The sequence below is a fragment of the Microcoleus sp. OTE_8_concoct_300 genome (assembly GCF_031383065.1).
Taxonomy (GTDB): Bacteria; Cyanobacteriota; Cyanobacteriia; order Cyanobacteriales; family Microcoleaceae; genus Microcoleus.
This window is the reverse complement of sequence record NZ_JANMZH010000173.1, coordinates 1-3,868: the sequence shown is the minus strand read 5'-3', so window position 1 is coordinate 3,868 and position 3,868 is coordinate 1. Positions and strand designations below refer to the sequence as shown.

Here is a 3,868-nt window from a genome sequence, read left to right as displayed (position 1 = left end):
GAAGTCCCGAACAATTTTTTTTCAATAATGAATGAACAAATGGAGTCATATTTTAATTGGGATCTCGGTAAAAAATGAGTAAGATTACTCATTGACAACAGTGTTTTTAGCTTAACTTGTGAGTAATGGACTAGCGCAAGTGAAAAGCCCTCATACAAATAGTCCCAACCCGCGGCTAAAAGCATTACCAATACGATCGCACAACGACGCCGCCGGCACTCCCTGTCCTTCCCGTTCCCATTTTTCCACGAGTTGGCGGCCTAGGGGTGTGAGGCGAAAACTGTCGGTAATGCCTTGTCCGTCTACCTCCCGCCGCAGTACGCCGACTTGGATCAGCCAGAGTAGGGAGTTTTCGGCTACGAGTTCGGATACGGGCGATCGGGTGTAGCCGCTTTCGACACCTGCGTTTGAGGCGATCGCACTTAGGAAAACACTGTTATCGCGGATGGTCTGGAAGAAGTGTAATTGAAAAGGGCTGCACCGGACCGCGCGATCGGCTCTTTTGACAGTGCGGCTGGGATAACTAATAGATTTAAACGCTTCGGATGGGATAAAAGTCATTGAGATAATTTCTGAACAGGTACTATATTTTTTATGATTGCAGATTTAGAGTCAAATTGGAGTTATGAAAATTATACAAAAATTACGACAGGCGTTGAACCGAAATCAATATTTTTAGACCTCAACTTTTCTGAGTTCATAATTATTTGAAGGTTCCCCCCTCTTAAAACTCAGTAATTCCTGCAATTAATTAAGAGAAAGAGGACTGAGATAAACCTCAGATTCGGATTTATATACTTCCCCCAATGACTCAATAGCTTGTTTTAGTTAATCTAGAGATTTTTCTGGAGTATTGCCTTGCCCCACAGTCCATTTTCCAAACAGAGAGAAACCCAACTATCGGGACTTCTTCTGACGAGCGCAGTGTAGAAAATCATCGTATTTTACCTGAAAAATTAAAGATAGATATTAGAGAGATAGCCGGCTGTATACTATAAATCAAGGACAAGAGTCCTGTCCGAGAGCAGTAACACCCAGACAAGACGACTACTCCAAATCTTGAACAGCCAACCAGGGAGCATATTAATTATGTCACAACCTCGGTATGATGACGAAAAAAACGAGACGCGCCATGCCGCTACAAGCGAAGAGGCTTGCACTAATATGGAAGAAAAATACGGTTGGCAGCTTAAAAGTGTAGAAGAGACTGGCAATTCTATTTTGAGCGTTGATTGCATTTTTGATGGAAATTGCGAGTTTCCGCCGTCGCCAATGGACTTGAGTCAAGGTGATTACCTGAAGGAGAGAAAAGAAAATGCGTAAATACATTATTTTCCGCGCCGAAAAAGGTGAACTGGAAAAATACCGTTCACTCACCGAAACAAAAGTAGGAGAAAGCTTTTACCGAGTAGCTAATGCCGGATCGGTTAAGTCATTGATTTGGACAATAGCCGAGCATTATGACTCTAGTGGTAAGCCATCCCCAGCACCGGGCTATCGTTTAACCGAAAGTGTTGTTGTTCCAAGTGCGATCGATCCAATGTTTCCCAGTGCATCAACTCATTTTAGAGACAGCGGCTGGGAAGTTATGAAAGTTCAGGAATATACCCCTGAAATTCCCGCTCCCTATGGCGCAGAGTTTGACTCAATTTGTATTTGCTATTGCGCTTACAAACCCATAGAAAATGCTCCACTCAAGCAATATGAGCGATCGCCCGTAACCATTGATTCATTCGGAGGCGATCGCACAGCTTACGATCGCTGGCTAGAGTCTCAAAAACAACGGACTGAAGTTTAATTAATAAGACTTACCCACAGCTAATCAGAAACCGGGTTTTTTGCCCAGAAGACGCATTACAGCGCGCCGAAATCTAAAAAACCCGGTTTCTTTGCTTTTGATGCGTAAGTCCCGATTAAATCAACTCACCTCGCCCGGTTTATAGAAAGCCTACACAAAAAACCCCAATAATTAGCTTTTTTTCTGAGGGAAAGAGTGTATAAATCTATCATATTTTATGGGTAAATTAGTTTTAATTGATTAAGCAAATTTTGAAAACACACCAATAATTTAACACCCGATCGCCAATCTGAGAATTACCATCGCAGAAACACCTGGGCCCCAGAAAGGTATAGAATACTTAGGATGCAGCAATCAATTTAGCCACTATGACAGAAGACAAAACATTGACAACCGCTAGCGGAATTCCGGTTGCAGATAACCAGAATTCCTTGACAGCAGGTGAACGCGGACCTATCCTCATGCAGGATTTTTACCTGATGGAAAAACTGGCTCACTTCAACCGGGAACGCATTCCTGAGCGCGTTGTCCATGCAAAAGGAGCCGCTGCATTTGGCACGTTTACCGTCACCCATGACATTACTCGCTACACCAAAGCTCAGCTATTCTCAGAAGTTGGCAAAGAAACTCAGGTTCTCCTCCGCTTCTCTACCGTAGGTGGCGAAAAAGGTTCAGCGGATGCCGAACGTGACCCCAGAGGTTTTTCGATCAAGTTCTACACCGAAGAAGGCAACTGGGATTTAGTAGGCAACAACACGCCTATTTTCTTCATCCGCGATCCTCTCAAATTCCCTGATTTGATCCACACCCAAAAGCGCCATCCCCAAACGCATCTCAAAGATCCTGACGCCAAGTGGGATTTCTGGTCCCTGAGTCCAGAAGCTTTGCATCAGGTGACAATTCTGTTTTCCGATCGCGGTACGCCGAAAAACCACCGCCACATGGACGGTTTTGGCAGCCATACCTTCAGCCTCATCAATGCTCGAGGAGAACGGGTTTGGTGCAAATTCCACTTCAAAACCATGCAAGGTATTGACAATTTCACCGCAGAAGAAGCGATGCGGATCAAAGGCGAAGACCCCGATCATGCCACTCGCGATTTGTTTGAGGCGATCGACCAAGGTAATTATCCCAAGTGGCGGTTTTGCATTCAAGTAATGACCGAGGCCCAGGCCTCCGAGTATCGCGAAAACCCCTTTGACTTGACAAAAGTCTGGAAGCACTCAGAGTTTCCGTTAATTGACGTGGGAATCCTGGAACTCAATCGCAATCCACAAAACTTTTTTGCTGAGGTGGAACAGGCGGCATTTTCTCCTTCTAATGTCGTTCCAGGTATTAGCTTCTCTCCAGACAAAGTGCTGCAATCTCGCATCATGTCTTATCCCGATGCTCAACGCTACCGTCTCGGTGCAAACTATCAGCAATTGCCCGTCAATCAACCAAAGTGTCCCGTGATGCACTATCAACGGGATGGCGCCATGGCACCGGGTAATAACGGTGGTAGCGGGCCCAACTACGAACCGAACAGCCATGAGGATGCCCCGAAGCAAAACTCGGTCTATGCTGACCCAGCTTGGGACTTAGGAAATGTCAAAGTCGATCGCTACGATCACCGTAAGGGAAATGACGATTACACCCAAGCAGGAGACCTCTATCGCTTGATGAAACCCGACGCACAGCAGCGGCTTGTCGCTAACATTGTGGAAAGTTTGAGTGCAGCAAAACCGGAGATTCAGATGCGCCAACTCTGCCATTTTTTCCGCGCCGATCCGAATTATGGCAGCCAAGTCGCAGAAGGTTTAGGAATTGCGATCGATCCGTCTATGATGCCCGCTGCTGGTCAACCGGTTGGTGTGTAGAACCCGCGAACATTCAGTTAGACATCTGCTAAAAAGCAGATGTCTATTTTCACATCTTGCACTATTCTCCCTGAACAGGCAAGATGCCTGTTCCACAAGAAAATCAACTCTTTGTGGAACAGGCATCTTGCCTGTTCAAAAAAGGATTATTGACAATGGTGCAAGAGCTCTGTATTGAAACTATGCGTGTAATTAGACATCTGCTAAAAAG

4 protein-coding genes are annotated in these 3,868 nt (G+C 45.4%); 3 read left to right on the top strand and 1 reads right to left on the bottom strand.

Going from position 1 to position 3,868, the window contains the following annotated elements:
• Nucleotides 1-150: 150 nt before the first annotated feature.
• Nucleotides 151-561: an Npun_F0494 family protein gene (locus tag ACUVJL_RS08180; RefSeq protein WP_445245387.1), complete on the bottom strand. Its 411-nt coding sequence runs from the start codon at nucleotides 559-561 to the stop codon at nucleotides 151-153.
• A 528-nt stretch (nucleotides 562-1,089) separates the two neighbouring features.
• Here ACUVJL_RS08180 and ACUVJL_RS08175 point away from each other — a divergent pair.
• From ACUVJL_RS08175 to ACUVJL_RS08165, 3 genes are all read left to right on the top strand, one after another.
• Nucleotides 1,090-1,323, top strand: coding sequence for a hypothetical protein (locus ACUVJL_RS08175; protein WP_445245386.1), 234 nt, complete (start codon nucleotides 1,090-1,092; stop codon nucleotides 1,321-1,323).
• Nucleotides 1,316-1,798, top strand: coding sequence for a hypothetical protein (locus ACUVJL_RS08170; RefSeq protein ID WP_445245385.1), 483 nt, complete (start codon nucleotides 1,316-1,318; stop codon nucleotides 1,796-1,798). The genes ACUVJL_RS08175 and ACUVJL_RS08170 overlap by 8 nt, the downstream gene beginning before the upstream one ends.
• Before the next feature lie 368 nt (nucleotides 1,799-2,166).
• The gene (locus tag ACUVJL_RS08165) at nucleotides 2,167-3,657 is read left to right on the top strand and encodes a catalase (RefSeq protein ID WP_445245384.1); all 1,491 of its coding nucleotides are present in this window, start codon (nucleotides 2,167-2,169) and stop codon (nucleotides 3,655-3,657) included.
• The last annotated feature ends 211 nt before the right edge of the window (nucleotides 3,658-3,868 follow it).